This is a genomic window from Anaerostipes hominis (ex Lee et al. 2021) (assembly GCF_002270485.1).
Classification (GTDB): Bacteria; Bacillota; Clostridia; order Lachnospirales; family Lachnospiraceae; genus Anaerostipes; species Anaerostipes hominis.
In genome coordinates this window covers 1-26,931 of sequence record NZ_NQOG01000023.1, presented here as the reverse complement: position 1 = coordinate 26,931, position 26,931 = coordinate 1, and the positions used below count along the sequence as shown (strand labels likewise).

The 26,931-nt window shown below is 43.6% G+C and carries 25 protein-coding genes and 3 pseudogenes; 14 read left to right on the top strand and 14 right to left on the bottom strand.

The window, feature by feature from the left end; translation table 11 throughout:
- Window positions 1-25 precede the first annotated feature (25 nt).
- The 3 genes and pseudogenes from CI597_RS19560 to CI597_RS15090 all read right to left on the bottom strand — a co-directional run.
- Window positions 26-1,237 (bottom strand): annotated as a pseudogene (locus CI597_RS19560) (four-carbon acid sugar kinase family protein); the annotation flags it as partial.
- A gap of 18 nt (window positions 1,238-1,255) precedes the next feature.
- The gene (gene pdxA, locus CI597_RS15095) at window positions 1,256-2,296 is read right to left on the bottom strand and encodes a 4-hydroxythreonine-4-phosphate dehydrogenase PdxA (protein WP_024728903.1); all 1,041 of its coding nucleotides are present in this window, start codon (window positions 2,294-2,296) and stop codon (window positions 1,256-1,258) included.
- Between the two features lie 28 nt (window positions 2,297-2,324).
- On the bottom strand, window positions 2,325-3,479 hold the full coding sequence (locus CI597_RS15090; protein WP_024728904.1) for an iron-containing alcohol dehydrogenase: 1,155 nt from the start codon (window positions 3,477-3,479) through the stop codon (window positions 2,325-2,327).
- A 234-nt stretch (window positions 3,480-3,713) separates the two neighbouring features.
- Here CI597_RS15090 and CI597_RS15085 point away from each other — a divergent pair, with 234 nt between their 5' ends.
- The gene (locus CI597_RS15085) at window positions 3,714-5,492 is read left to right on the top strand and encodes a sigma-54-dependent Fis family transcriptional regulator (RefSeq protein WP_006567920.1); all 1,779 of its coding nucleotides are present in this window, start codon (window positions 3,714-3,716) and stop codon (window positions 5,490-5,492) included.
- Between the two features lie 55 nt (window positions 5,493-5,547).
- Here the strand turns inward: CI597_RS15085 and CI597_RS15080 are convergent, their stop codons facing one another.
- The 7 genes and pseudogenes from CI597_RS15080 to CI597_RS15050 all read right to left on the bottom strand — a co-directional run bounded on the left by CI597_RS15080 (window position 5,548) and on the right by CI597_RS15050 (window position 11,072).
- Window positions 5,548-6,648 (bottom strand): GNAT family N-acetyltransferase, encoded by a 1,101-nt coding sequence (locus tag CI597_RS15080; protein ID WP_081723909.1) that lies wholly within the window; start codon window positions 6,646-6,648, stop codon window positions 5,548-5,550.
- Window positions 6,649-7,416: a GNAT family N-acetyltransferase gene (locus CI597_RS15075; RefSeq protein WP_024728905.1), complete on the bottom strand. Its 768-nt coding sequence runs from the start codon at window positions 7,414-7,416 to the stop codon at window positions 6,649-6,651.
- A gap of 41 nt (window positions 7,417-7,457) precedes the next feature.
- Window positions 7,458-7,730 carry a DUF6429 family protein gene (locus tag CI597_RS15070; protein ID WP_024728906.1) on the bottom strand — a complete coding sequence of 91 codons (273 nt, stop codon included), beginning with the start codon at window positions 7,728-7,730 and terminating at the stop codon, window positions 7,458-7,460.
- Between the two features lie 27 nt (window positions 7,731-7,757).
- Complete coding sequence (locus tag CI597_RS15065; RefSeq protein WP_024728907.1) at window positions 7,758-8,243, bottom strand: GNAT family N-acetyltransferase; 486 nt, start codon at window positions 8,241-8,243, stop codon at window positions 7,758-7,760.
- Window positions 8,244-8,390: 147 nt separating this feature from the next.
- Complete coding sequence (locus tag CI597_RS18775) at window positions 8,391-8,633, bottom strand: hypothetical protein (RefSeq protein ID WP_024728908.1); 243 nt, start codon at window positions 8,631-8,633, stop codon at window positions 8,391-8,393.
- A gap of 84 nt (window positions 8,634-8,717) precedes the next feature.
- Window positions 8,718-10,096: pseudogene (gene rlmD / locus CI597_RS15055) on the bottom strand (23S rRNA (uracil(1939)-C(5))-methyltransferase RlmD).
- A 34-nt stretch (window positions 10,097-10,130) separates the two neighbouring features.
- A complete protein-coding gene (locus CI597_RS15050) occupies window positions 10,131-11,072 on the bottom strand; it encodes a 3'-5' exoribonuclease YhaM family protein (RefSeq protein ID WP_006567930.1) in 942 nt (313 codons plus the stop codon).
- 198 nt (window positions 11,073-11,270) lie between these two features.
- On the opposite strand from CI597_RS15050, the gene CI597_RS15045 reads away from it, so the two are divergent.
- From CI597_RS15045 to CI597_RS15030, 4 genes are all read left to right on the top strand, one after another.
- On the top strand, window positions 11,271-13,670 hold the full coding sequence (locus CI597_RS15045; RefSeq protein WP_024728910.1) for an endonuclease MutS2: 2,400 nt from the start codon (window positions 11,271-11,273) through the stop codon (window positions 13,668-13,670).
- A gap of 210 nt (window positions 13,671-13,880) precedes the next feature.
- Window positions 13,881-14,741 carry a BglG family transcription antiterminator LicT gene (licT, locus tag CI597_RS15040; RefSeq protein ID WP_006567932.1) on the top strand — a complete coding sequence of 287 codons (861 nt, stop codon included), beginning with the start codon at window positions 13,881-13,883 and terminating at the stop codon, window positions 14,739-14,741.
- Between the two features lie 80 nt (window positions 14,742-14,821).
- Window positions 14,822-16,696, top strand: a complete 1,875-nt coding sequence (locus CI597_RS15035) for a beta-glucoside-specific PTS transporter subunit IIABC (RefSeq protein WP_024728911.1) — start codon at window positions 14,822-14,824, stop codon at window positions 16,694-16,696.
- A 10-nt stretch (window positions 16,697-16,706) separates the two neighbouring features.
- Window positions 16,707-17,756 (top strand): alpha/beta hydrolase, encoded by a 1,050-nt coding sequence (locus CI597_RS15030; RefSeq protein ID WP_024728912.1) that lies wholly within the window; start codon window positions 16,707-16,709, stop codon window positions 17,754-17,756.
- A 34-nt stretch (window positions 17,757-17,790) separates the two neighbouring features.
- Here the strand turns inward: CI597_RS15030 and CI597_RS18030 are convergent, their stop codons facing one another.
- Entirely contained in the window at window positions 17,791-17,976 is a 186-nt protein-coding gene (locus CI597_RS18030) for a hypothetical protein (RefSeq protein WP_034550405.1), read from the bottom strand.
- A 148-nt stretch (window positions 17,977-18,124) separates the two neighbouring features.
- Between CI597_RS18030 and CI597_RS15020 the strand changes: the two are divergent.
- The 6 genes and pseudogenes from CI597_RS15020 to CI597_RS14995 all read left to right on the top strand — a co-directional run.
- Window positions 18,125-18,736, top strand: a pseudogene (locus CI597_RS15020) (UbiD family decarboxylase); the annotation flags it as partial.
- Window positions 18,682-19,149: a UbiX family flavin prenyltransferase gene (locus CI597_RS15015; protein WP_235824657.1), complete on the top strand. Its 468-nt coding sequence runs from the start codon at window positions 18,682-18,684 to the stop codon at window positions 19,147-19,149. The pseudogene CI597_RS15020 and the gene CI597_RS15015, both read left to right, overlap by 55 nt.
- 1 nt (window position 19,150) lies before the next feature.
- The gene (locus tag CI597_RS15010) at window positions 19,151-19,474 is read left to right on the top strand and encodes a hypothetical protein (RefSeq protein ID WP_024728913.1); all 324 of its coding nucleotides are present in this window, start codon (window positions 19,151-19,153) and stop codon (window positions 19,472-19,474) included.
- 178 nt (window positions 19,475-19,652) lie between these two features.
- Window positions 19,653-19,952: a hypothetical protein gene (locus tag CI597_RS15005; RefSeq protein ID WP_006567940.1), complete on the top strand. Its 300-nt coding sequence runs from the start codon at window positions 19,653-19,655 to the stop codon at window positions 19,950-19,952.
- Complete coding sequence (locus CI597_RS15000) at window positions 19,942-20,838, top strand: hypothetical protein (RefSeq protein WP_024728914.1); 897 nt, start codon at window positions 19,942-19,944, stop codon at window positions 20,836-20,838. The genes CI597_RS15005 and CI597_RS15000 overlap by 11 nt, the downstream gene beginning before the upstream one ends.
- Before the next feature lie 2 nt (window positions 20,839-20,840).
- Entirely contained in the window at window positions 20,841-21,689 is an 849-nt protein-coding gene (locus CI597_RS14995; protein WP_024728915.1) for a VanZ family protein, read from the top strand.
- A gap of 68 nt (window positions 21,690-21,757) precedes the next feature.
- Here CI597_RS14995 and CI597_RS14990 read toward each other — a convergent pair whose 3' ends face one another.
- The 3 genes from CI597_RS14990 to CI597_RS14980 are packed head-to-tail and all read right to left on the bottom strand — an operon-like array spanning window position 21,758 to window position 24,907.
- Complete coding sequence (locus CI597_RS14990; RefSeq protein WP_051405258.1) at window positions 21,758-22,801, bottom strand: sugar-binding transcriptional regulator; 1,044 nt, start codon at window positions 22,799-22,801, stop codon at window positions 21,758-21,760.
- Window positions 22,794-23,630, bottom strand: coding sequence for a class II fructose-bisphosphate aldolase (locus CI597_RS14985; protein ID WP_024728917.1), 837 nt, complete (start codon window positions 23,628-23,630; stop codon window positions 22,794-22,796). The genes CI597_RS14990 and CI597_RS14985 overlap by 8 nt, the downstream gene beginning before the upstream one ends.
- 11 nt (window positions 23,631-23,641) lie before the next feature.
- A complete protein-coding gene (locus CI597_RS14980) occupies window positions 23,642-24,907 on the bottom strand; it encodes a zinc-binding dehydrogenase (protein WP_024728918.1) in 1,266 nt (421 codons plus the stop codon).
- 276 nt (window positions 24,908-25,183) lie between these two features.
- On the opposite strand from CI597_RS14980, the gene CI597_RS14975 reads away from it, so the two are divergent.
- From CI597_RS14975 to CI597_RS14965, 3 genes are all read left to right on the top strand, one after another.
- Window positions 25,184-25,582 carry a transcriptional regulator GutM gene (locus tag CI597_RS14975; protein WP_024728919.1) on the top strand — a complete coding sequence of 133 codons (399 nt, stop codon included), beginning with the start codon at window positions 25,184-25,186 and terminating at the stop codon, window positions 25,580-25,582.
- Window positions 25,583-25,595: 13 nt separating this feature from the next.
- Entirely contained in the window at window positions 25,596-26,129 is a 534-nt protein-coding gene (srlA, locus tag CI597_RS14970) for a PTS glucitol/sorbitol transporter subunit IIC (RefSeq protein WP_024728920.1), read from the top strand.
- A partial coding sequence (locus CI597_RS14965) for a PTS glucitol/sorbitol transporter subunit IIB (RefSeq protein WP_095143000.1) occupies window positions 26,126-26,931 on the top strand: 806 nt, incomplete at its 3' end. The genes srlA and CI597_RS14965, both read left to right, overlap by 4 nt.

Genomic DNA, 26,931 nt, shown 5'->3' with positions numbered 1-26,931 from the left:
CTGCGATTCGGCACAGGATATCGACTGTTCCGAATCCACCTGATTTTGATATTACCTGTATGGAATGGCCTCCGCATTTAATTTTTGATACAACAACGCCTTGTTCAATTTCGCATATTGGTTCGATCTGCGTACATCCGATTTGCTTCATATATCCCATCAGCGTATCCCCGCCCGTCATCAGGATCGTAAGATCCAGCCCCTGGTTTACCAGTTCGTTGACAATGCAGCCATGCGAATCTGAGATTCTGAATCTGACAGATTCCTGTTCTATCTTGTGGTCTTTCAGAAATTGTTCTTTGCTGTCATCCGAATCAAATGTATCAACAATCACTTTCTTCCTGCGCTGGCAGAGTCCCGCTATTTCGCGTGTAAATGATCTTCCCTGCGCCGTCCCATAATATTCCGGCATCAGTTTCTGATGCATTGTCAGATGGATTCTTGTAAATCCGCCGTTCTTTTCCGCATACGAAACCTGCTGTTCTGTAATCTTGTTCAGACTTCCGCATGCTACATACATCCCGTCAGTCTTGTGAAATGCCATCTCTCCTTGCCGGTTGAAAGATATTTTTTCTACCAGACGATCTGCCAGTCCTGCGCACCCCGCCAACAGCCCGAGAGCGTTCTTCTCAATCAGCTCGTCCAGTCGGTTATCAATGTCTTCTGTACTGACCGTATCACATACGATAATCTCCGGTTGGTCTTTTGCCAGTTCAGGAATCTTCTCGCTTCTCTTTAATACCTCTACGGCAACATCGCTCTCTTTTTTGATGATATCCGGTATGTACGACATATTTACCGGTTCAAATGGATCCTTTCCAAATACACTGTTTTCCAGCAATTCACCGTCTATATAATGAGTCCCGTTCTTTGTAACTCTGTGAATTTCCGGATAACCGGGAAGGAAGAACACTTTGCCGTTTCCCGCTGCATCGGCGACAGCTTTTACCTCGGCCCCTATGTTTCCCCTGAGCGCAGAATCTGTTTTTTTGAAAATAATCTGTACTTCGCGGGCAATCGCCCACTCTGTAATCTTTTTTACTTTCAGATACGCGTCTTCTTTCTGCATTGGCCTTGATTCACTGTCGATCACAAGAACCTCTGTGTCTGGTCTGATTTCACTATTCTCCAACTTTGTTTTTGTGAAAACCTGTGTGCTGATGCCACGTTTTTTAAACTGGATTCCTGTATCCAAAGCACCAGTAAAATCATCGGCTATAATCAACAGTTTTACCACGTCGTTTTCCTCCCGCTATTATTTGTTTTCTGCAAGGCGGATCGCATAATCAATAGAATTTACAAGGCTTAATTCGTTACATTTTCCTGTTCCTGCAAGATCAAATCCGGTTCCATGATCTACAGATACGCGTATGATTGGAATGCCAAGCGTTACATTGACGCCGGATACGGCGTCCCATTTCTTTTGCTCCTTATTGTATTTGAATCCTTCTACCTTAAGCGGTATATGTCCCTGATCGTGATACATTGCAACGACAATATCATACCAGCCCCCGATTGCTTTAGAGAAAATGGAATCCGGAGGCGTCGGCTTCTTCTCCGGAATATGAATCCCTTCTTCCAGCGCCGCATCAATAGCCGGCTGAATCTCTTCAATCTCTTCCGTACCAAACATTCCGTTCTCCCCGCAGTGCGGATTCAGACCTGCCACGCCAATCTTCGGCTCTTTAATTCTGATCGCTTTACATGCATCGTTGGCAATTCTGATGCACTCCAGCACGCGTTCTTTTTTTACCCTCTCGCATGCCTGACGAAGAGAAACATGCGTGGACACATGTACAACTCTCAGATCGCCATGGGCGAGCATCATGGTGTATTTGCCGGTATCTGTATAATCTGCGTAAATCTCTGTATGTCCGGAGTAATGATGCCCTGCCATGTTAATGGCTTCTTTGCAGATCGCATTAGTTACAGTTGCATCAATCTCGTTTTTCATTGCAAGCTCGATCACCTTCACAACATACTGGAATGCGGCTTCCCCACACATTTTTGAAACTTTACCGTATATATGCTTTTTCATATCGACCAGTTTCATATCATAGACGTCGATCGTTCCGTGTTGGAATACCGCATCTTTTACATTTTCTACAGCATGGATCCGGATTTCATTGTCTTTCCCAAGAAACTCCACTGCGTTTTTCATGCAATTCGCATCTCCAATAATGATTGGCTTACATCTTTCGTACACAGCCGGGTCTGAAAGTGCTTTTACGGAGATTTCAGATCCATTTCCCGAGGGATCTCCCATTGTAATTCCGATAATTGGTTTCTTTTCCATTTCTCCTGCCCTTTCTTTGATAATTGTTTTATTTCAGAACTCTCAGGTAAATACCCCTGATATCATCCAGTGATAATTCTTTCATGTTATTTACCAAAAGTCTTTTTTGATCGCTTCCTGCCTTTACAAGGAAATCAAGGTCTTCCATTTTTACTCCGAATTCATTCAGGTCTGTTGGAATGTTTGTCACTCTTACAATGTCTACAATCTGTTCGATCATATAGTCCGCCTTTTCATCCACATTTTTTTCGAAAAGCTCCGGGAACACTCCGTCGCACAATTCCGCAAGTCTTTCCCTGCAGGCGTCTTTGTTGAATTCCATTACATGTGCAAAAAGGATTGCATTGGATACGCCATGCGCAATATGGTATTTTCCGCCCAATGGATATGACAGCGCATGTACAGCCGTTGTACCGCTTCCTGTGATAGCGACTCCGCCATAGAACGCGCCAAGCATCATATTACCCTTTGCTTTCATATGATCTGCATCATTGTAAGCTTCTCTGATATTATGAAAGATCAGTTTTGCACCGGCCATTGCATACGTATCGGAAAACGAAGTCGCTTTTTTTGAGGTAAAGCACTCTACTACATGGGCAAGCGCATCCACGCCCGTTGCTGCAATGATAGATTTTGGAAGCTTTCTGATCATCTGCGGATCCAGAAATACGTAATCCGGAATCATGTTATCGTTCACAATTCCTTTCTTTGACTGCTCTTCCGGAATGGCTACGATAGCGTTGCATGTTGCCTCCGATCCGGTTCCGCAAGTAGTAGGAATCATCAGGGTCTTAATCTGTTTCTCAGCAATTGCAGGATCTCTCAGAAGATCTTTTATCGTATAAGGAGCGTCTTTTAATATACTGCAGAGCTTTGCCGCATCCATAACGCTTCCGCCGCCAATCGCGATAATAAAATCACCATTGTAGCACGCGACCTCATCCATGACTCTTTCTACATCCTGATATGCCGGTTCCGGAGTCAAATTGTCAAATACTTGATATTCGGCCGTTGTTTTATGAAGTATTTTCGTCAGTATATCCAAAAGTCCTGTAAGTCTGATGCCTTTATCTGTAAATACAATAATCTTCTTTGCATGTTCTTTTTCGATGATTGCAGCTACATTTTCAATGCATCCCTCCCCTCCGCAGATATATGACGGAATTTTAATCTGATAACTCATTTTCTTTCCTCCTTTGATTCGTTTTGAAATATTTTGTGTTTCTTTGCTTTTCTTGTTTAACATATTACTTCTTAAAACCTCGTTATTCAATTGCACAATTTCATTTTATCGTTTTATTTTGAAACATCCAGCTTAATTTTTGTTGCATTTTGATACGTTCAAGTATATAATAAATCTATATGAAAGCGAATATCTCAACGATAAAAATTCATTTTTTACAAAGGGGAAATCCATATGCAGAAAACCAAGATACTTGCAGTAGCTCCTTATGAAGGAATGGCGGATGCCATATCTGCAATCGCACAGACAAGAGATGATATCCGCATGACGGTACAGACAGGCGATTTGGATAACGGCAAAAAAATCGCCCTCGAACTGGCACATAATAATTATGACGTTATTATTTCAAGAGGCGGAACTGCCGAATTGATACGTTCTAACGTCGAGCTCCCGGTAATCGATATCCCGATTTCCGTGTATGATGTGCTCCGCACAATTAAACTTGTGGAAAGCTATTCCGGCAAGTTTATAATCGCCGGATTTTCTTCGATCACAAACTGCGCCAAAGTGCTCTGCGACCTACTGCAGTATGATATTGATATTGTAACGTTTACCAACGAATCGGATGCTCTGCCGGCAATCAGGAAGGCGCAGCAGAACGGCTGTACATTGGCTCTTTGTGATATGACAGGTTTAAATGCAGCCAGGAAGCTGGGGATGAATTCTATCCTTCTTTCTTCCGGAAGCGAAAGTATCACTTCTGCAATTGATGAAGCCGTCAAACTCGTGGCGTCTTCTGCTCATGTTCACAAACAGAAAGATCTGTTTCAGGCTCTTCTGACCAATGAAGACCGGGAATTTCTGATTTTTAATCCAGCCGGAGCCTTATGGTTTTCCAGTCTTCCAAATAACGACAGCAATACAGTCCTTATGAATCTTGTACAGACTTATCTTCGGGCTTTTTTGAAAGTTTCGGGTCAGACAGTTACCAGACAGATCCGCGATAAAATCTTCATCCTTACAAACCGGCATTTATTCTATGAAGACCAGAAATATACAGCAATAACCATCCAACAGAAACATGCCGTTTTTTCCGAAGAAGACTCAGTAATTACTATTTACAATCATTTGGATTCGAACTCAGAAGATTTCGCCGATGAATACAACGGCTCTCACCAAGTGGGACGTACGGCCGATATTATCGAAGCGTATGCAAAGAGCACACAGCCGGTACTGATTATAGGAGAATCCGGAACAGGGAAAGATAAAGTTGCAAAGCTTTTATATTCCAACAGCTCCGGGAATTCTTCCCCTTTATATATCATCAATTGTGAACTTATGGGGGAACGAAAATGGAATGCCCTGATCAATAATTCAGATTCGCCATTCGCAAATGTGAATACAAACATCTATATCAAAAATCCGGGAGCGCTTTCGAAAAATCAATTGGACAAGCTTTTTTCTTATATTGATAATTCAGAGCTCGCCAGAAGGAACCGGCTGATTTTTTCGCTGATCCTGAATTCCTCAGAAAAGGATCAGACGGAAATATGTCGAAATTATCTCGAGAACAAATTATCCTGCATGACTTTGAAGCTTTTGCCGCTTCGAGATCGCATTCAGGATCTATCGAGCATTGCCACGCTTTATATTCATCGTATGAATGTCGCTACCGGCAAGCAGATTATCGGCTTTGAGGCGGAAGCTATGGATTTGATGACTGCTTTTTCATGGCCTAACAACCTCGATCAATTGCACCATATAATCAAAGAATTGGTGGTTATAACCCGCACTCCATATATTACTTATGAAAACGTAAAAGAAATTTTGGACAACGAACCCTCCGCCGATCCTTCTGCTGATATTTCCGGTCTGGATCTTACCGGCACACTAAATGAGATCAATGACCAGATCATCCATATGGTGCTTACGGAGGAAGCCGGAAATAAAGAACGAGCCGCTAAGAGGCTTGGAATCAGCCGGAGTACGCTTTGGCGAATGTTAAAGAAGTGATTTACAGATACGGGCATAAATAAGACAGGAAGAATGCATCCCTTATACCTCTTTTTCACAATGATTCAGGCTGATCCAAAGGATCGGTAAAAAGGACAGCAGATTGCTGATCATATGAGCTGAAAAAGGTGCTTTTAAGCTGTGATGCTTCTTTCCCCCACAATGCTGCATAGATCCCCTGGATCACATGTCTGTGACACAGCCCGAAAATAACACTGGAAATCAGAGACGACTTTTCTTTCCCCATCGATTTTAATCCTTTGTACAGAAATCTGCGGAATAAAAGTTCCTCGGTCGCCGGGCCAATGACCCCTGCCGCAGCTGCGTTTACTAAAAGCGGGCTTTTCTCAGCCCTTTGATCCATTATGAATTTGCTGTTATGGAAATTTGCTGTAAGATAAATAGAAATGTATTGTGTGAGAAAAAAGAAAGAAATCGTAAATAAAAGAATAAATTCCTTAATACCTTTACTCTCTGCAAAAACAGTATGCTGGATGGCTATCCCCTTGTCCCGCAGGGCATTCACTCTGTCGGGATCGGACGCGATCGGTACTAACGCATCCAAACCTTCTTTATTTCTCTTCTCCATGACTTCAAACCAATAGTCTCTCATCTGAGGGATCTGTTTTCTTTTTGCAGGGTTGTCTCCATATAGATCGTGACATCTGGAGCAAAGGGGCGCAGCATTCTCAATCGTATCTTCATCTCCCTCATTCTGAGGAATGATATGATGTACTTCAACAAACGGTTCCTGACAGATGACACACCTGAAATCTGATTTTCTCTTTGCTTCTTCCTTTACTTTTTCTGAAAATCCCATCTCAGACAGTCCGTCAACCGCCGCCTGCAAAAGCTGTCTGCCATATCCATTTCCATAGTAATCCGGAAGCAAATAGAGCGAGACGATTTCCCCAAACCCCTTAAGACTGATGAATCTGGAAGCACAGTAGGAGGCCGTGCCGATCATCTTTTCACCATTCATCATGACTAATGAAATCAATTCAGAATTTTGAATTCCCTCACGCCATTTTTCTTTATCAATGTTATCCAGAAACTCCTGAGGGATGATGCCTCTATATGTACTTTTCCAACTGGCCGCATAGATACCACAGACTGCATCGATGTCATCTTCCTCGTTTAATAACCTGATCTCCATTTAATATCCCCATATTTCAAATGCTTTGTATTCATGGTCAAAATGATATCCTAATTTCTCTGCAAGTGCAGCGGATGCTTGATTTTGGGCATCCCAGCTCGGATACAGACCTTTGTTCAGACATTCCAGTATCAGCTTTGCTCCACAAGCATAAGCCAGTCCATTTCGCCGGAACTCTTCCTTCGTGTCAATCTGTATTTCAATTCCTTCTCTGTATCTTGCATAAGAAGAAGCTCCTGCTGCGAGCGATTCTCCTTTTAATACGGCAATTCCTATGCCGAGCTTTTTATATGTCTCATAGTCCTCAAACTGTGAGACCAGATCCTGACACCATGCACTTGATCTGCATAGCGCAAAAAGGTCTGCATCAATCATTCGCAGGGTATATCCCGGCTTTAACGAATTGACGGCAGGCCTTAAAGTATCTTTATCAAAAATATTCTGTTCTTTTTTTATGGCATAACGTGTTACTGGTTTTGCTCTGTCTCCATACTTTTTGACGATCAGTTCTGCCCATTCCTCAGACTGCGGCACCATAATAATAAAGTCCTGGAAACAGTTTTCCGGTTTATAAGAGACTAAATCTTCCTCTGCATTTCCGGCAAAAAAACAGAAATCACCAAGAACAGCCATAGCGGACTGTGGATCTGAAGTATTGTCCACATAGATGTCTCCCATGACCTTTTGAAGACAGGACCAGATTAAAGTTTCCTTCCATTCTCCGAACAGTTTTCTCGCTTTTGTTGTGTCTTCCAATTTGACAGGCATGCCATAATCCTTTCTCTTCTTAAATATTGCTTGTTGTCTGCTCATTCATCCCAGTCTTTTATATTATATTTGACGAGTAATTCTTTTGCTTTCTCCAATCCTTCTTCGTAAATATGTACAGATTTAGAGCGATGGCTTCCCTGATCAATCAGCCCTTCTTCCTCAAGATCATCCAAGGCATGAAAGGGATACCCTTTCCAGGCTTTGTTTTTTTCTAATGAAAATCTATCCTGGTGGCTGAATCTTGTTAGATACATTAAAAGCAGTGATAGTTCGTTGATAGCTTCTTTTGGAGATGTTTTTTCTTCTCTCATCAACCTGATTCCTCCTTACACTAGCGGCTAAATAACTGTTTTTGTCAAATCATACATCATAATAAACTCTTCCTCTGTCTCATCGATAATTTTAAAGCCGAGATTCTGATACATTTTAAATGCATAATTTTCTTTCTGTACTGACAGAGAAGCCTTTTTGTATCCTTTTGATTTTAAAAGAGACAGCATCTCCTGCATCATTTTTGTACCGATTCCTTTTCCTCTATACTTTTTGTAAAGGGAAATTGCAAATTCGGGAGTCACGTCATCTATATTCCCATATCCGGATATGATCCGTGTCCAGACTGCTCCTATGATTCTTCCGTTTGCTTCGGCGCAGAGACAATGATCGTGTTCTTTTCCAAAGTTCTCTATGTATATATTTAAGTCTGGTTCATCGATGATTTCCTTTGGCAGAAGAGTTTCCGTGTCTTTTTGAAAAATTGCCTCATATAAAAACTTTTTTAGATAAGGGTATTCATTTGGATACATTTGTCTGATCTTATATTCCATGGCACTCTCCTTTAATTAAATTCTTTATAGAGTGAAATATGGTCTTTTAATTCAATAAAACCATTTTTCTTATAAAAATTAAAAGCGGGAACAGTTCTCTCTGTCTGTAAAAAAATATGCGTTACCTGTTTGCTTTTGGCATATTGTTCAACGGCTTGTAAAAAGTCCGTACCAATGCATGATGCTTCCCATTGAAAGGCCAATGAGTTCATCATTTTTAAACAGACCCAATGTTAAAGAATTCCTGTTTCCTATTAAATCCATAATATATTCATGCAGTTGTGCCAAGTCACTCCAATCATCATTCCAGGGCTCCTTTGTAAAAATCTCTGCAAATAATGATTTGATTTCTTCTATGCTTTTAATATTTAATTCTTTTAGTTCTTTCATAATAGATTTTCTTCTCCTCTAAAACACTGGAGTTCCCAGGCATGTCTACCGTCCAATGACGAATCAATTTTCTGGCGGAAAACTCTACTGCCCTTTCCTCTTCAATAGTGCCACGGTCTCCACATGCCCCGTATGCCCAAACTGATCCACAACCGCCACTTTCCGAACTTCATATCCTTCTCCCCCAGCACCTTCAAATCCCGAGCCAATGTCCCAGGATCACAGCTGACATACACAATCCTCTCCGGCCCCATCTTAACCATAGTATCGAGCAATGCCTTATCGCACCCTTTCCGGGGCGGGTCAACAACGATCACATCCGCATAAACCCCATTCTTCTCATACTCTCGTGGCAGTACTTCCTCCGCCTTCCCCACAAAGAACTTCACATTATCCATACGGTTCATCCTGACATTCAATCTGGCATCTTCAATGGCTTCCTTCACAATCTCAACCCCATAGACCTGCTTTGCCTTCTGTGCCAGGAACAGAGAAATCGTTCCGATCCCACAGTAAAGATCCCACACAGTTTCATCCCCGCAGAGCTCGGCATACTCCAAGGCCTTCTCATACAGAACCTTCGTCTGCCTTGGATTCACCTGAAAGAATGACAGCGGCCCGATTTGATACTTCACATTCCCAATATAGTCATAAATATAAGCAGGTCCATAAACCTCTTCTACCTTACTTCCCATAATCCGGTTTGTCCTCTCCCGGTTGCTGTTGACACAAATGCTGGTCATACCCTCAACCTCTTTTAAAGACTCCACCAGTTTAGAAAGATTCGGAAGATCCTTCTTCCTGCCGTTCACCACGAGACATACCATGATTTCCCCTGTGACAAACCCAGCCCGGGTCATGATATGGCGCACCAATCCTCTATGATTTTTTTCGTCATAAGGCTCCACATGGTTCCTCTCCATGTAATCAAGAACCTTTTTAAGAATCTCCTCATTGACCGGATGCTGAATTGAACAGTGGGTACAGTCAATAATAGAATGAGTCCGTCCCGCATAAAACCCGGTGATCAGTTTTCCATCCTTGTTCCGTCCCACAGGAAACTGGGCTTTGTTCCGATAATAATACGGCTCGTCCATTCCATAAATCGGTTCCATGAAAGAGCCTGCATTTTCAATCCCGCCGATTCGTTCCAGACAGTTTTTTACCTTATTAAATTTATACTCCAGCTGCTTTTCATAAGACAGATGCTGGAGAGTACATCCACCGCACGGACGTGCGGAAGGACATTTGGGCTCCACACGGTCAGGAGACGGGACAAGCAGTTTTTCTACTCTTGCAAATCCATAATTTTTCTTTATCTTGATGATGCGGGCAAGGACTTTGTCCCCCGCGACGGCATCTTTTAAAAAGAGGGCATAGCCGTCTGCATGGCCGATGCCCTCTCCTTCATTGCCCATATCATCAATTTCCACTTCCACTAATTGATTCTTTTTAAATTCCATAGGCACCTCTTATTTCATCATCCATGAATGAAAATTAAATGGATGATTCTCTGATCTTTGTGTCAAACAAACGCTGGAAACCGGACCATTCCTGGCCTTCCTGCTTCTTCTCGATCACCTCTGCAAATGTCTCCATCTTAGCATCCAGATTATCAGCCTGGCTCAGTGCAAGTGCTTCTGCCAATGCAGGTTTTTTCGGTGAACCGAATTCCAGTTCCCCGTGATGGGACAGAATACAGTGTTTCACTTCGTTGGCAAGCTTTACAGGGAATCCCGGGATCTCATCCATGAGTTTGGAAAGCTTGATCGTTCCCATGACAATATGTCCCACTAACTGGCCTTCGTCTGTATAATCATTTTCAGGAAATGCTGAGAGCTCCTCTGCCTTTCCGATATCATGGAACAGTGCCGTTGTGACGAGCAGGTCTCTGTTTAACTGCGGATACAGAACTGCATACTGTTCACATAACTTTGCCACGCTGACAGAGTGCTCCAGCAGGCCGCCGATGTATCCGTGATGTACACTTTTTGCAGCAGAATGAATCTTAAACTTCTTTACAAACTCTTTATCTTCTACGAAAACCTTCATGGCAAGTTCTTTTAAATACGGGTTCTGAATTCTCTGGATCATTGTTAAAAGCTCATCAAACATTTCATCGATATCTTTTTTTGTGGATGGCATATAATCGGAAATCTGGTATTCTCCTTCATCTGCCTTCCGGATCATTTCAATATTCAGCTGATTATTTCCCTGGAAGTTTGTGACCTTCCCTTTCACCATGATATAATCCATGGCCTCAAAATGTCCGATGGCATTGTTAAGTTCCCATACTTTTCCGTCGATCATTCCGGTTTTGTCCTGGAGCGAAAGAGAATAATAGGTCTTTCCAAATTTTGATGTGCCGGATGTCTTTGTCTTGCACAAAAATACCTCCGAAACCATATCTCCTTCATGCAGCTCACTTATATATCTCATAATTTAACCTTTCTAGGGCCGCCTTAGAGCCCGCACCTCTTTTACTTTCCCTATTATTACATAAACTGTCCCGAAAATCCACTGGAAAATTGCCGTTTGGCTCGTTTACATGCCACATATTTTATGCTACACTTTTTCTAAATCTAAAAAAGAAAACCTTCTATAAATAATGGTTTTTGAATAATCTGAGGGAAAAATATGAATCAAAAAGTTTTAAATACATTAGAATATGACAAGGTCATCGAAAGGCTTAAAGCGTATGCCACCACAGAGCTTGGAAAAGCCGCCTGTGAAAAATTAGAGCCGATGACGGATGAACCGGAAATATCCCTGGCCCAGGAACAGACACAGGATGCCCTGACCAGACTTTATAAACAGGGAAGTATTTCATTTTTTGGAGTACATGATCTGGGGGCTTCTCTGAAACGCCTGAAAATGAAAGGGACTTTGAGTGCCGGAGAACTTCTGGAGATTGCCGGTCTTTTGGAGGCAGTAAAAAATGCACTGGCCTACGGTGCACAGCGGGATGATATGGCGGATGCCGATTCTCTGGATTCTGTATTTGAGTCTCTGGTACCGATGGACGGCCTGTTAAAGGATATCAGACACTGTATTATTTCACCGCAAGAGATCAGTGATGATGCCTCCTCCGCCTTAAAAGACATCCGCAGAAATATGAAACTGACCAATCAGAAGATCCACAGCCAGCTCACGGCTATGGTCAGTTCTTCCTCCAACAAAGACATGCTTCAGGATGCCCTTGTGACCATGAGAAACGGACGCTATTGTATTCCGGTAAAACAGGAGTACCGCGGACAGTTTAAAGGAATGATACATGACCAGTCTTCCAGCGGTTCTACTCTGTTTATCGAGCCGATGGCGGTGGTGACTCTGAACAATCAGTTAAAAGAGCTGGAGGGACAGGAACAGACAGAGATCGAGCGTATATTATCGCTTTTAAGTGAACAGGCTTCCTACGATATGGATGGTCTGGCACAGAACCAAAAGCTTCTGGTTCTGCTTGATTTTATTTTTGCAAAGGCTAAATATGCCAAAGACTATAACGGCAGCAAACCGATTTTCAGAGAAGACGGCGTGATCAATATCAAACAGGGGCGCCACCCTCTGCTTGACCCTAAAAAAGTGGTTCCGATTAACGTCTCTCTCGGCGATGCATTTTCTATGCTGGTCATTACCGGGCCAAATACAGGGGGTAAAACCGTTTCATTAAAGACCGTGGGCTTATTTACACTGATGGGGCAGGCAGGCCTTCATATTCCTGCATTCCAGGGTTCCAGTCTGGGAATTTATGAAGAGGTATTCGCGGATATCGGAGATGAACAGAGTATTGAACAGAACCTGAGTACTTTCTCCTCCCACATGACCAATATTGTCTCTATCATTCAGAATGCCCATCGTCACTCTCTGGTGCTGCTGGATGAGCTGTGCGGCGGAACCGATCCGGTGGAAGGCGCTGCCCTGGCTATATCCATTCTGACGGACCTGCATGACCGGGGCGTAAAAACTATGGCGACGACTCATTACAGCGAACTGAAAATGTTTGCGCTCTCAACGGACGGAGTTGAAAATGCTTCCTGTGAATTTGATGTAGAGACATTATCCCCGACCTATCGGCTGATGATCGGCATTCCCGGAAAAAGTAATGCATTTGCGATTTCACGGAAGCTGGGACTCGATAACCATATTATTGTGCATGCATCGGATCAGATTGATGAATCAGTAAAAGATTTTGAGACCATACTGGCTGATCTGGAAAAGAGCAAGCAGACGATTGAGCAGGAACAGGAAGAAATCTTTGAATACCGGAAAGAGATCGAAAACCTGAGAAAGAGTCTGAAGGAACGCCAGGAAAATATAAAAGAAAAGCGTGAGAAACTTCTCCGCGAGGCCCGTGAGGAAGCCTACCGGATTATTTCCGAGGCAAAGGAAACTGCCGATGAGACGATCAAGGAATATAACAATTTAAAGAAGCAGTCAGGCAAAGATGCAAACAGGAAAATGGAGCATATGCGAAGTGATCTTCGCGGCAAAATGTCCAGACTGGAAAAAGATATGGCATATCGTTCTAAAAACAGAGCGTCCAAAAAACATGAACCTGGAGATTTTCAGGTTGGAGATGAGGTTTATGTGACCAGCCTTTCCCTGAGCGGCACAGTCCAGACACTTCCCAACTCCAAAGGAGACTTGTATGTACAGATGGGAATGATGCGCTCCAAAGTCAATGTCAAAGACCTGGAGATCACTAAGAGTGTGAAACAGGTGAAACGGGAAAATGCAAGAAATGAAGCCAGAAACAGTGGGCGGACTGCGATCAATAAGTCTTCCAGTATCCGTCCTGAAATCAACGTCCTTGGTATGACAGTGGATGAAGCCGTCTCCCAGCTTGATAAGTTCATTGATGATGCCTGTCTGGCAAACCTTGGACAGATTACCGTCATTCACGGAAAGGGAACAGGAGCCCTGAGAAAAGGAATCCATAACTACTTAAAGACTCTGAAAAAACAAAAACGGATCTCTGGATACCGCGACGGAGAATTCGGTGAGGGAGATATGGGTGTTACGGTTATCATGTTGTAATATCTGACCAAAGTTTGTTTTTGTTTTTATCACATTTATACAAATTCTCAACATCCAGTTGACAGTTTACGGCAGCTGTGATAAATTTGTATCAACAATTCGATAGGGATCGTGACTATTATAGAATAGGCGAGACCTGAATTATAATAAGGCATGAGTTATGTCTTATTATAATTTAGGTCTCTTTTTATATTTGGGGGAGGGATAAAAATGGAGCAGGAGTGCTTTCATGTTAAAAAGGTCTTAAACAATAATGTCATATTTTCAAAAAACCAAGAGGGACAGGACATTATTCTCACAGGCCTTGGACTGGGTTTTCAGAAGAGAAAAGGGGATCCGGTGGAGGCAGAAAAAATTGAACGAATTTTTATACTGAAAGAAGAAGCCACAGGAAACAGACTTTCGGAGCTGTTAAAACAGATTCCTATTGACTACTTTTATCTGGCGGATCAGATTAAACAGCATGCAGAACAAAAGCTTTCTAAGGAATTAAATCAGAATATCTATGTGACTCTATGTGACCATATGTATTATGCAGTAGAACGTTTTAAACAAGGACTTTTGTTCCAAAATCAGTTGATGTGGGAAATCAAACGGTTCTACCCTAAGGAATATCAGATTGCGTTGGAAGCGATCAAACTGATGAATTCCACTCTCAATGTAAAGCTTCCGGAAGATGAAGCCAGTTTTGTTGCCCTGCATATTATTAATGCAGAACTTAACGGTCACGAAATCCAGTCAGTCATCGATATGACAAGGCTGATCAAAGGAATCTGCAGCATTGTACAATATGAGTTTAAAATAGATTTTGATGAAAATTCCTTAAACTATACAAGGTTCATACTGCATTTAAAATTCTTTTCCCAGCGGCTTATGATGAATGAGCCTCCGGCAGAAGAAGCATCCTTTTTATACCCTCAGGTTCAGGAAAACATGCCGGAAGCATTTCAATGTTCCCGGAAGATCGCTTTATATATACAAAAAAGCTATAACTACACCATTACGAAAAGTGAACAGGTCTATCTGACCATTCACATTGAACGGCTGCTGTCAGAGAGCAGAAAGCTGTAAATCATAAGTTGCTAAGATTGTGACTGCTTCGGGCAGGCAAGACTTAAGATAAATTATTTCAATCTTAAGGAGGAAACAACATGACAAACAGACAAATGGCAGAAGAAATTCTGCAAAAAGTAGGCGGGAAGCGGAATGTGATTTCTTATTCCCATTGCTCCACAAGGCTTCGCCTTGACCTGAAAGATTCCGGCAAAATCGACCGGGATAGTCTTGATAAGCTGGATGGTATTCTATCTGTGATGGATGTGGCAGGACAGACCCAGATTGTACTCGGTCCCCAGGTCCAGTACATTTATGAAGAACTCCAGGGGATCTTTCCGCAGAGTTCTTCTGCTTCTTCGGAGGCCGGCAGTCAGAAAAAGAAAGGGTTTTTAGGGTCAGCTCTGGAGATCATCTCCAGCCTGTTTACTCCCCTCATTGACGTTCTGATCGGCGCTGGTATTTTAAAGGGACTTTTGAGCATCCTCACTGCATCCGGTATTTTGACGGACGCCAGCGGAACCTATCAGATTTTAAATGCAGCTGCGGACAGTCTATATTATTTTCTTCCAGTGGTGCTGGCGATCACTTGCGCCAAACGCTTTAAGACAAATATGTTTGTGTCCGTAACAATTGCCGGAGCATTATTATATCCGAATCTGACGGCTCTTTATGATGCCGGAAAGGCTATCAGCTTTTTAGGTATTCCTGTACAGCTGACCACATTTAAGAGCAGCGTATTTCCAATTATATTTGCGATCTTACTGCTCTCATATGTAGAAAAAGGCCTCGCAAAACTGCTTCCTGAGAAGATCAGAAGCCGAATTGCTCCATTTTTCTCTCTCCTAATTGTAGTTCCTGTGACGATAACCGTCTTTGGACCTCTTGGCTCTATGCTCAGTAATACGATAGCAGGATTTTACATGAACCTGTATGGATTTAACCCTATGATTGCGGGAGGTTTCATCGGCGCCATTGCTCAGGTGCTTGTTATTTTCGGAATTCATTGGGGATTATTCCCGATCATTTTCTCCAACATTGAAAAGTTTGGTTTTGATACCATCCTGGCTGTATTTGGTCCCAGCATTATCGCCCAGTCAGGCGCTGCTTTCGGTGTATGGCTGAAAACAAAAGATCAACGGCTGAAACAGATCGCGGCCCCTGCGGCTCTCATGGGATTTTTCGGAATCTCTGAACCCGCGATTTATGGAATTACAATAAAATATCGCAGAGCATTTGCGGCTGCTATCATCGGAGGAGGTATCGGTGGTGCCGTTGCAGGAGCCTGCGGTGCCAGGGCTATGGCTGTAGCCGTCGCTGCCGTTCCAACCTTCCCTGCTTACTTCGGTGCCGGATTTACCGGGTTTGTAATCGCCTATTTTGGTGCTTTCCTGATTTCCGCTGTTCTTACTTATCTTTTCGGTTTTAATGATTCTATGATACCGGAATCAGAACGGGCTGATGTAAATGTCACGGCAGATCATACAGAGCTCAGTACATCCACATCCAAAGCTGTAGCAATCAAAGTACATGCGCCTGCTGACGGTACAGTTCTCCCTTTGAACAAAGTAAAGGATCCTGCATTTTCCTCTGAGGCACTTGGAAAAGGTATTGCCGTCATTCCCGAAAATGGAAAAATTACAGCGCCTGTTGCTGGAACTGTGGCCGCCGTTTATCCGACCCTGCACGCATATGGCATTGTAAGTGAAAACCAGGAAGAATTTTTAATACATATCGGAATCGACACGGTAAAATTAGATGGGAAATACTTTAAGTCTCATGTAAAGACTGGTGATATTGTCATGCCTGGAGAATTAATTGCTGCCATTGAAATAGATGAGATTAAAAAAGCAGGGTTTGACCCTACGGTCATCATTGTTGATACATCAGGCGGCTCCGAGAGAAAAATGACCTTACTCCGGGAGGGATCCGTCTCTTCCCAGGAAGATCTGCTGCTCATTGAATCATTATAAGGAGATCTATATGTTTAAAGAAAAAATGATCCCTTTTTATGCTGGAAGTAATGATTGCTGCAGACTGAAACAAATTCCCGGCTGTAACAGGGACCACCTTCTCGATCCTTCTGTGATCGGGAAGGTGGAAAAGTCCGGAGTTTTTCTGACAGACTATGAGAAAGCTCCCTTCACACCTTTTATGGATCTTTCTTCCCTGAGGCTTGAAATGGGCTCCAACAATGTGGACATTACAGATGAAACTGTAGAACAGATACCCTTTTTGATCAGACTTTCTGACCGCTTTATCCCTGTTACCTTTTTTCGTCTTCCAAACGGGCAAATGCAGAAACCGGTGATTTTCTTCCACGGCGGAGGCTTCCTCGGGGGAAGTACGAAGGTCCTTGAACATCAATGCAGATTTCTGGCAGAACAATCTAAAGCCACTGTCATTTCTGTGGATTACCGGCTGATTCCCGAAAATCCTTTTCCCGCAGCCCTCAATGACTGCAAAGAGGTTATCTCTTGGATCTGGGACCATGCGGGAGAATGGAATTTGGACAGAAACGAAATCACTGCTGCCGGCGAAAGTGCCGGCGGCAACCTTGCTGTTTCATGCTCCCTTTCTGAAACAGGAAAAAAAGTGGCGCTGACCATGCCTGTGTACGGTGCACTGGATTTATCTTATGCCGAAGATACGGACTACTGGGACTATCATAAATATGAAGTCATCCCGGAACACTACAATCATGCAATGACAAGACTCAACCGCTTTCGGATTTTAAACAATACCATTCATGATTTGTACGCAGCCAACGGAGAAGACGTGAAGGATCCTTCGATTTCTCCGCTTTATGCAAATGATTTGTCCAACCTAAAAAAAGCAGTAATCATCGAAGCCGAATTTGACTATTTCCGCTTATCCAACGATTTATTTGCTGAAAAATTGTGGGATTCTGGTATACCGTGTGAGGTGATCCGTTACCAGGGTATGGATCACGGTTTTTATGACCGCCTGGGATTTTGCCAGCAGACAAAAGATTGTATTATGGAAATGGCACTACAGATCAGAAAACTATAAAAGAATAAAGGCAGCGGATGGTGTGATGATAGTATTATACCTCACACCCTTTGCACATATAGTCCGCAAAGATCCTCATGGCATCTGTCTGCGCCGTTCCCGCAAGCTTTGCAAGGACAACAGATAATTTCGTAGGCGGATCCAGCGGTACAACCTTCACCTGGCCGGCCTGAAAGATCCGGAAGTTGCTTTTTGCCAGCAGGCTGATACCTTCACCCACTGCAACGCCGCTGATAATGGATTCTACTCTTCCGGTCCGGACAACCTCAGGTGTGATGCCTGCGGATTGTTCTCCTGAGAAGCTTGGATGGAAGCTGTTTGAATGTGCCGGACATCCCATAGAGACAGTGGTGATCCATGGAAAAGCACAGTGCCGGATGATCAAGGTGACGGCTGTGACACACCGGAAAGATCCTATTTTACAAACCTGCATCGGTCCCAGCGAAGAACATGTATCCATGGCAGGTATCACCACAGAAGCCAGCATTATCGGAATGATCGAAAAGGCCATGCCCGGACGTCTTCAGAATGTATACTGCTGTTCTGCCGGGGGAGGCAAATATATGGCGGTCCTGCAATTCTGCAAAAAAACAGCCAGCGATGAGGGACGCCAGAGACAGGCTGCTCTTCTGGCATTTTCTGCCTTTAGCGAACTGAAGCACATATTCCTCGTTGATGAAGATGTGGACTGTTTTGATATGAATGATGTGTTATGGGCTATGAACACCAGGTTCCAGGGTGATGCGGATATCATCACCATCCCCGGTGTCCGCTGTCATCCGCTGGATCCGTCCAATGATCCTGACTTTTCACCGAGTATCCGGGATCATGGGATCGCCTGCAAGACCATTTTTGACTGTACTGTTCCTTTTTCATTAAAAGAGCAGTTCCAAAGAGCACAGCTTTTAGACGTTGATCCCAGCCCGTGGATGTCTGGACAGACAGTGCCGCAAGAACCCTCTCACTGGAAACCAATTTAACCTTAGAGGATCTCCAGGGCCTTTCCCATACAGTCTATGATAACCGCAATATCGGTGCCGCTCCAGCCAGCGGCAGTTGTCCCATGGACGGTATGATCATTGTTCCATGCAGTATGAAAACCTTAGCGGGGATTCACAGCGGATACAGTGACAGCCTGCTTCTACGGGCCGCCGACGTGACCTTGAAGGAACGCCGGAAGCTTGTGCTTGTGGCCAGGGAGTGTCCTCTTAGCAACATCCACCTGAGAAATATGTATGAAGTTTCCCAGGCTGGCGCCGTCATCCTGCCCCCTGTACTGAGTTATTACAATCATCCTCAGTCTGTGGAGGATATGACAAGACACGTGGCCGGCAAGATTTTAGATCAGTTCGGAGTAGAATTTGAAGGATTTCAGCGATGGGAAGGAAAATGAAATGATAAAGCAGACTTTGCTGAAGACAGAATTGTTCCGGTATGAGATCTGTGCCCATGTAACCCGTCTCGATGAGGGCATCCAGGTTCTTATCGCAGGTGGAAGCCGCACTCATATTGGCGTGGTGAGCTTTATGGGGTATAATGGAAATATTCAAACCCTACGGTTTCCGGGACATAAGGACGGATATGTGAGTACACGCCGGGACAATGCCCTCTGGGAAAGCCTGCATGAACCCGTCTGTATCCAATGCGGAATCCATTATGATCGTCTGGAAAACAACCAGATAAAAGAAGTACTTAATAATAGTATTCATAAAATGTAAACAACTTAACGTTTCTTTTAGTCTTGACTAAAAGATTCATCAATGGTATAGTGTACAAAGATTATATACATATAATGGAAGCTATTAATATTTAAAAAAAGGTATTGACAGGAAAAGACTTTTAATTGGTTTATTAATCACAACAACTATATTTTCCTCATCTACTTCTGCCTTCGCCATGGATAAAAGAGTCAAGGCATCAAAACATTGGGTTTCGACTAAGGAAATCACGGCTAAAGAAGCAAAAGCAAACAAGAACTGGAAAAAAGGTTATCTTAAAGGAAACGGCAAGGGGTATGTAACGGCAAACCAGAAGCATTATGTTACAGTCAAATTGTGGGCAGACTATTCAACAGGATGTTGGAAAACTTCAAAAAGAATATGGGGAAAAGGCAAAGTGGAGAATAGTACCGGATGGGCCACAAAAAATTGCTGTCTGATTGATTTGTATTCTTCAAGTGTGTATTATGGATTTTAATAACAGGCTGAAACATTATCTGGTTTTCGTGACCATTATAATCATATTTGTCTTTGGATCATCTGTCTATTCTTATGCCTTATTTGTCGAAAGAAATAATTCTTCAATTTCTCAAAATAGCAGCCAAGGAGATTGGCTGCTGGCTGACAATTACGACAGAAAAGGCTACCGTTATGAAAACTTTCTAAGAAAAAAGGATTCTTTAAAGATTTTAAAACAGGTGTATCAACAGCTTATGAATATAAAAAATATTGATTATTATGAAATATCAAACCAAGATTTTATTTATACGAAAAAGTTTCGAGGCAGCAAGAGTTTCATTAATGGTAAAGGAAACCAAAAAATTGATGATATGCTGATCTCACCTCTGAAATCTATGCAGGTTTCAGAGCTCTATGCAAAAAGACAAAATCTCGATCAAAGAGTACAAACTGGAGAATTTTTTAAACGATCTGCATATAAAAAAACTTCTAATCAGATCGTTCCTGTTGTGGCGGGTGCAAATTATAAACATATTTTTAAGCTGAATTCTATTGTTGAAAACTCATATCTGGCAACTAAAAATATCCGCTGTAAAATAATAGGTTTTCTAGACAAAAAAACAAATGTCAATGTGGATGAAGAAATTCAGGATACTCTGGATTTTAAACAGATTCTTTTATCTGACAAGTGTGAAGGGTATCTACATTATGATAATAAAAATGAGTATCATCAGGTTGTTGCACAAACTTTTCTGATTTTTCTTTCATCTGCTTTAGCTTTTCTGTTGGTTATCAGGAAATTATACCGAGATCATATCATTAAAACAGAAAAGGGGCTGTTTTTCCTGGCGGTTGGCTGTTACCTGACATTATTGTCTGTGCTCCGATGGAAGAAAGAGGATTGATCATGAGAGAAAATTTTTCTAAAGGCGCTATACTGCTTGCCCAGGCTCTTATCGCTGGATTGATTATTTATGCATTAATTGCAATTGTATTAAAAGTAATGGGAAAGACAAAAGCTTTTAAAAACGGCGATTGGTTTTTGCAGTACCTCTTTACTGTATATCTTGTTTTTGTTGGTATTGTCACGGGCATGTTTGCTTTTGTTGCCTGGAGTCTCAATGGAGCCCATAACTATAATCTGATTCCTTTTATCGGTGAAAACCTTTCTTACATCATATTAAATATCCTGTTGTTCCTGCCCATGGGAGTATTTGTCCCCTTAATGCAGCACACTGAAAAACGAAGTCTGAAAAAAACAGTGCTATTTATATTGCTTTTGTCACTTTTCATCGAATGCATTCAGTTTTTCTTCGTGGGAAGGCTGGCAGACATTGATGATCTGATTGCAAATACCCTTGGAGGACTTTTGGGTTATACTTTTTTTAAGGTTTCAGCTTGTCTGGTCAACCGATATAATAGTGGCAGAAGATCTGGCCTTGGAACTTATTCCATTGTCCTCAGTGTCATCACTCTGTTTTTTGGTTTTACTTTTCCACCTATGACCTGCTATGGAGATATGATTCTTGCGCGATTTGGAATTCCGATCTGGTCAGGCAATCAAAATGGAATCATTTCGCTGGACGGACTGCATTATAGTTTATTTCTCTATTTGATATTAAGCCTTCTGGGACTTCTTTTAGCTATGAGACATCCCGGTGATCTTGGAGCTAAGACCGGCAAATTCATATCATACACTGCTATTCTATACTTTATAATTAAAATAATCCTAAATCTTATGCAAACCTATCTGTAATGGAATTTAAATGTAAAATAGACTGTTTGGAAAATCATTTTCGATTTTCCAAACAGTCTATTTTAAAATTAATTTTCCTTTCCCATAAGCCTTCTCCGATCCATCTCGATCAGCTCTCTGGCGGAATGAACATCGGTCACCAGGCCGTCCACGATCTTATGCTTCAAAGCCGCATACAGACTTGCCGCTTTCTCTGTCCCCTCTGTCACAGCAATCACTTCCGGAATCCGTTTGATCTCTTCAATATTTAAAGAGATGAGCTGCCTGTTCCATTTACAGTCTATCAGTTCTCCCTCTTTGTCAAAATAATTATAAGAAATGTCACCGACCAGGCGTCTGCTGATGTCATCCTTCTCCCGGTTGATCCCGTGCAGATAAGATTCGGTCAGCTCAAAATACTGAGGTGAGCTGCCGAGTCCCACCACAGCCAGTTCCGCATTTCTGGCTTTTTCCATGACACTTTTAATAAAGTGCTGCTTTAAAAGCATTTCCTTTGCCTCATAGGAATCTAAAACAATGGGGGCATGCAGCTGAAGGCTGTTCCCCCCGCTGTTCTTTGCCATCCGCTCACACACCACATTGGCCTGGATCTCCCACCGTTCTTCCCCCAATCCTCCCGACATAGGTACAAATGTCACATGGTCAAAGGGCACACCCGATGAAAAGCTCTCAGCGATCTGGCGGGTGGTAGTTCCCGCCGTCATTGCCACATACTTCACAGTGGACAGCTTTCTCGCCACATATTTTGCTGCTGCCGCACCCACTGTTTTTACCGGATTTTCACTGTTTTCCACACTGACGCACACTGCCTCTCTGATCTGAAACCGTTTCTTAAGCTCCTCCTCCAGCTTCCTGTACGGGTGAAACTCCTCGTCATGGATAATGATCTCTACAATCCCGAGCTTCCTCGCTTTAGAAAGCAGCTTCGAGACCAGGGACCGGCTCATATTAAACTTTTTAGCGATCCTCTGCTGGGTCCATTCCTCCTCATAATAAAGCCTGGTGATCTCAGCAAGCATCCTGACTTCCTCTGCATCTGCCATCATTCTCCCTCCCACACTGACTGTATTCCCTCTGCTGACACGATTATAGCAGATCTGCAGGTCACTCATCCATTCCAAATATTCTCATGGCAGCCATCACATCCTGCTTCATAGCTTCCGTCGCCGCCAGTGTGAGACAGTCATAGGCCAGATGTTCTCCGGACTGTTTTACAAAGCTTCTAGCCGCGTTCCCTCCCGCTGTATTCATATATGTATAATAGTTAATCTTACAGATTCCCTCTTTTATGGCTCTGCGGTAATTGTCTCCGGATACCCCAGAGCCCCCGTGCATGACCAGGGGAATGCCGGTTTTTTCACTGATCTGAGTTACAATGGAAAGATCCAGCCTTGGCTGCTTTACATAAAGACCATGCACTGTGCCAAAGGCAACAGCCAGGCAGTCCACTCCAGTGCGCTTCACAAACTCCTCAGCCAGAGCAGGATCCGTATAAATGTTGTCCTCCCCGGGATCCTCATTGACATTTGCCACATGCCCAAGTTCTGCTTCCACAGATACTCCCACACTGTGGGCAGCTTTAACAATCTCTGCCGTCTCCATGAGATTCTGCTCAAACGGCCTGGCAGACGCGTCATACATAACAGAAGTAAACCCTGCCCGTATTGCCTCCATGCACCGTTTGAAGGTGCTTCCGTGGTCCAGATGCACTGCCACCGGCACAGAGGCACTCCTTGCATAGTGCAGCATCAGCGGGGCAATCTCATTTAAATCTATGATCGTATCATGACTCTGGGCATGCTGGAGGATCACCGGCCTCTGAAGCTCCTCAGCTGCACCGATTATGGCACGGATTCCTTCCAATGTGGTTCCGTTGAATGCCCCAACCGCCTGTTTTTTGTTCTTAGCATCTTCTAATAATCCCTTTAAAGTAACTAACATTCCCTTCCTCCCTATCGTGTCAAATCCACATTATATTCATCCAGCAAAATCTTTTCAGCCTCCGCATTCCAGCATCCGTTGTGGGCCTCACATGATACTGCCAGCTTTTCAAACAGTGGATTCTCCCTGCCAAGCTCCGCAAAATCTTCAATAGCTGTCAGCGGCAGATCGATCTGTGTATAGATCATTTTTTTCCCGCCCGGGATCTCCGGAACATGCAGAGTAGTCTCAATGGCACTGCTTAAGCCTCCGATATGTGTTACCATCACCGTAGGGCGGATCCTTTTTTGTTCCATCAACTTCAGGGCGTCATGGAGATCTTCATTGGTGCTTCCGGTAAATCCCACCAGATGGGTGTATGAATAATGCACATTGTACATATTGATCCTGGCTGAAAGCGATTGATCCACAGGGCCAGCAAAGAAATTCATGCACCCGTCTTTTCCCAGCACCCGGTCCGCCTGCTCGATCAAGGCTTCCACCGGAGCATAGACAAACACATCATCATATCCTCTGCCACCGTTCAGATCTTTCAGTTCCTCTGCCATATCCCGGCATTCATTTGCGTTCACAAAATACAGCTCTTTTCCGCTTTCCGGATCAGGAACCAGCATTTTTTCTGCTCTGTTAAGCCGTTCTTTGGACATATCGACGGCGACAATCTTAGAAGGCCCGTTTTCCAGCTGTAAGGCATAGTCAATACACTCCAGTCCCATGGGTCCGCACGCTCCGAAGATCACAAGACTTCCCTGGGGTTTCACTCCCATACGGTGTTCATGGTCTTCCTCCGATGTGTGGTACATTCTCCGATACCCGGCAATGATACAGGCCGTGGGCTCCGATAAGGAAGCTTCAAAAAAGGAGTCTCCATTAAATGGGATCAGACAGCCGTGCTCCATAACTTCCCGGGGAAGAATACAGTAGGTGCAGTCTCCCCCATAAGTCTCGTAGTAGTAACCCGCTGTTTTCATCCGGCCGTTTTCAGTGACCGTGGGCAGCACCGTAAACTTCTGGCCCTCCTGGTATAGGTCTTTCCATTTCGCGCCTGTTTCTATGATGACTCCTGACATCTCATGCCCGATGACCGAAGGCCTCTCTTTAAGATCCGGCCTGGCTCTCTTGTGGGCTGCCCCCTGCTTAGACAGCTTATAAGTGGACATACAGACGCTGTCAGAAATGATCTTTACCAAAATCTCATCTTCCTTTATAGGCGGCAGTTCAAATGTATCCAGCCTCAGGTCCTCTTTTCCATAAAGTCTGATCGCTCGTGTTTGCATAGTTAGCACCTCTTTCTTATAATTCAGGTTTGTATTGAAATTCAACCCCATCATAATTACCTTCCTTTACCTTCGTCAATCAAAAGTGAATACATGGAACAAATGTTACGGAACACTCTGGTTTTTTGTATTTATTTTTGTGCAATCGTAAAATATGTTCCAAAACAATCAGATGAATTGACTTCATTTTGAGGGCAGGATAGTATCAACACATGTTAAGAGTTCACGTGAAACTTCTTGTCAATCTATTCATATCAAGGAGGTGCTAACCGCTTTATGCTTACTTATGTTCTTGGGATTCTGATGGTCACAATGGCAGCTCAGGCCGCCTTCGGCTGGTTTCAGATCAAACGAATGTACCAGTCCATTGAAGACCTGAAGAAGGCCTACCGCCATACACCGAATCTTCTGGCCATCGGAACTGCCAAATCCGGCCTGACCTTCCGCCCGGGCGTTATCGTGCTGGTCGTGGTCAATGAATCAGATGAGATTGTAGATTACTATGAAATGAAGGGACGGACTGTATTTTCCAGATTCAATCAAAAAAATGACTATATCGGATGTCCTGCCTGCTCTGTCACTGCCCTGATGAAACGGAAAAATGATAAGGCCGCTTTTGCCTCAGCCTTAGAACAAATTGCCGGTAAACGGAAAACTGCTGTCTGTCCATGTTAAGGAGGATATATTTATGAATGTATTTGTAAAACTAGCCGAAGGATTTACCGGGATCATATCCGCAGGAGGAGAAAACCTGATGGGCCTGATCACCGGAATTCTTCCCAATCTTCTGATCCTGCTCACCTGTATCAATGCCATCATCACTCTGGTAGGAGAGGACAGGGTCATGAATTTCTCTAAAAAACTGACCCGGTTCCGCCTGCTCCGTTACACCCTGCTGCCTGTAATCTCCCTTTTCTTTTTGACCAATCCCATGTGCTATACTATGGGACGGTTCGTGGAGGAAGACCAGAAACCTGCCTTTATCGATGCCTGTTTCTCCTTTGCGCACCCTATCACCGGCCTGTTTCCACACGGAAATGCCGGAGAACTGTTTGTTTGGACCGGTATCGCAGCCGGCATTACAAAGCTCGGCTACTCCACTATGCCTTTGGCCGTGCGTTACCTGCTGGCCGGCGTCATCGTTATCTTTATTCGTGGAAATGCCACTGAATTCCTCACGAAAAAGATCATGGCAAAAAATAAAGGAGGTGCAGCAAAATGAAACCATCTGTAACGATCACAAAGGGCTCCAGCGGATGGGGCGGACCATTGACTGTCTATGAAACAGAAACCAGGAAAGTCGTCGCTTCTGTCACCGGAGGCTCCATTCATCCTCTGGCTGAAAAAATTGCGTCGCTGCTTGGTGTCCCGGTAGTGGATGCCTTTAACAATAAAGTGGAACCCGACACCATCATCATCGCAGTGGTAGACTGCGGCGGGACACTCCGGTGCGGTGTTTATCCGAAAATGGGAGTAAAGACCATCGATATCCACCCCATCTCCCCGTCCGGGCCGCTCAGCAAATATATCAAAGAAGATAATTTTGTCTCTGGCACTACACTGGACTGTATTACCCAAAGCGGTGAGGCTGTTCCATCTGAACCTGAAGTATCCGGGCAGGCTGTCCCAGAACCGGCTGAGATAAAAGAATCCTCCCCCGCCCCTGGAGGAAATCAATTTTTTAACTTTATTACCAGCATGGGCCGCGGCATTGGAAGTATTGTGAATGTATTTTATCAGGCCGGCCGGGACACTCTGGATATTGTCCTGAAAAACATTTTGCCGTTCATGATCTTCGTCAGCATCATGGTTGGTATCATCAACTATACCGGCATCGGCGATCTCCTGGCAAATGCCATCAAACCATTGGCCGGAAGTCTTCCAGGCCTTCTGGGGTTGTCCGTTTTCTGTGCCATTCCGTTCCTGTCCCCGGTCCTTGGACCCGGTGCGGTGATCGCACAGGTGGTAGGTGTACTCCTCGGTGTAGAGATCGGGAAAGGAACCATTCCCATCGCTTATTCTCT

Excerpts from the sequence above, each read along its gene's own strand:
- CI597_RS15075 (WP_024728905.1), bottom strand. The coding sequence starts at position 7,416 with ATGCCTGTCAAATTGGAAGACACAACAAAAGCGAGAAAACTGTTCGGA.
- CI597_RS14995 (WP_024728915.1), top strand. The coding sequence starts at position 20,841 with ATGAGAGAAAATTTTTCTAAAGGCGCTATACTGCTTGCCCAGGCTCTT.
- CI597_RS14990 (WP_051405258.1), bottom strand. The coding sequence starts at position 22,801 with ATGAGTGACCTGCAGATCTGCTATAATCGTGTCAGCAGAGGGAATACA.
- CI597_RS15080 (WP_081723909.1), bottom strand. The coding sequence starts at position 6,648 with ATGGAGATCAGGTTATTAAACGAGGAAGATGACATCGATGCAGTCTGT.
- CI597_RS15065 (WP_024728907.1), bottom strand. The coding sequence starts at position 8,243 with ATGGAATATAAGATCAGACAAATGTATCCAAATGAATACCCTTATCTA.
- CI597_RS14980 (WP_024728918.1), bottom strand. The coding sequence starts at position 24,907 with ATGCAAACACGAGCGATCAGACTTTATGGAAAAGAGGACCTGAGGCTG.
- CI597_RS15000 (WP_024728914.1), top strand. The coding sequence starts at position 19,942 with ATGGATTTTAATAACAGGCTGAAACATTATCTGGTTTTCGTGACCATT.
- CI597_RS14975 (WP_024728919.1), top strand. The coding sequence starts at position 25,184 with ATGCTTACTTATGTTCTTGGGATTCTGATGGTCACAATGGCAGCTCAG.
- CI597_RS15005 (WP_006567940.1), top strand. The coding sequence starts at position 19,653 with ATGGATAAAAGAGTCAAGGCATCAAAACATTGGGTTTCGACTAAGGAA.
- CI597_RS14985 (WP_024728917.1), bottom strand. The coding sequence starts at position 23,630 with ATGTTAGTTACTTTAAAGGGATTATTAGAAGATGCTAAGAACAAAAAA.
- CI597_RS15085 (WP_006567920.1), top strand. The coding sequence starts at position 3,714 with ATGCAGAAAACCAAGATACTTGCAGTAGCTCCTTATGAAGGAATGGCG.
- CI597_RS15045 (WP_024728910.1), top strand. The coding sequence starts at position 11,271 with ATGAATCAAAAAGTTTTAAATACATTAGAATATGACAAGGTCATCGAA.
- CI597_RS15090 (WP_024728904.1), bottom strand. The coding sequence starts at position 3,479 with ATGAGTTATCAGATTAAAATTCCGTCATATATCTGCGGAGGGGAGGGA.
- CI597_RS15010 (WP_024728913.1), top strand. The coding sequence starts at position 19,151 with ATGATAAAGCAGACTTTGCTGAAGACAGAATTGTTCCGGTATGAGATC.
- srlA (WP_024728920.1), top strand. The coding sequence starts at position 25,596 with ATGAATGTATTTGTAAAACTAGCCGAAGGATTTACCGGGATCATATCC.
- licT (WP_006567932.1), top strand. The coding sequence starts at position 13,881 with ATGGAGCAGGAGTGCTTTCATGTTAAAAAGGTCTTAAACAATAATGTC.
- CI597_RS15070 (WP_024728906.1), bottom strand. The coding sequence starts at position 7,730 with ATGAGAGAAGAAAAAACATCTCCAAAAGAAGCTATCAACGAACTATCA.
- CI597_RS15050 (WP_006567930.1), bottom strand. The coding sequence starts at position 11,072 with ATGAGATATATAAGTGAGCTGCATGAAGGAGATATGGTTTCGGAGGTA.
- CI597_RS18775 (WP_024728908.1), bottom strand. The coding sequence starts at position 8,633 with ATGAAAGAACTAAAAGAATTAAATATTAAAAGCATAGAAGAAATCAAA.
- CI597_RS15030 (WP_024728912.1), top strand. The coding sequence starts at position 16,707 with ATGTTTAAAGAAAAAATGATCCCTTTTTATGCTGGAAGTAATGATTGC.
- pdxA (WP_024728903.1), bottom strand. The coding sequence starts at position 2,296 with ATGGAAAAGAAACCAATTATCGGAATTACAATGGGAGATCCCTCGGGA.
- CI597_RS15035 (WP_024728911.1), top strand. The coding sequence starts at position 14,822 with ATGACAAACAGACAAATGGCAGAAGAAATTCTGCAAAAAGTAGGCGGG.